This window comes from Neisseria sp. P0022.S010 (assembly GCF_051956635.1).
In genome coordinates, this window is sequence record NZ_JBQCXF010000956.1 from 1 (window position 1) to 393 (window position 393).

Below are 393 nucleotides of genomic sequence, written 5' to 3' on the forward strand. Positions count from 1 at the left end.
GCTCGTGTCGGCGGCCGTTATTCCGATGAATGGCACCGCATCCACCTGCTGAACCCGCGCGACGTTGTGCCGGAGTCCAATATGCCTGCATTCCCATGGCTCGCACGCAATAAAGTCGATGCCGAGGCAACTGTGGCGCATATGAAAGCCCTGCGTAAAGTGGGTACACCTTACAGCGATGAAGAAATTGCCAAAGCACCTGAAATGCTGGCCAACAAATCAGAGCTGGACGCTGTTATCGCCTACCTGCAAGGCTTGGGCTTGGCATTGAAAAACGTAAGGTAACATCATGGACGCTAACTGGGCTCGCTCGCTCTTTACTGTTTGGGTATTCATCAGCTTTATTTTAGTCCTCTATATTGTGTTCAATAGACGCAATAAGAAAAACTATGA

At 49.9% G+C, this 393-nt stretch carries 1 protein-coding gene and 1 pseudogene; both read left to right on the forward strand.

The features are described 5' to 3' along the window. Nucleotides 1–285 (forward strand): cbb3-type cytochrome c oxidase subunit II (locus tag ACTHUT_RS22305; protein WP_440419994.1); only part of this gene is annotated, 285 nt, incomplete at its 5' end. A 4-nt stretch (nt 286–289) separates the two neighbouring features. After that, nucleotides 290–393: pseudogene (locus ACTHUT_RS22310) on the forward strand (CcoQ/FixQ family Cbb3-type cytochrome c oxidase assembly chaperone); the annotation flags it as partial.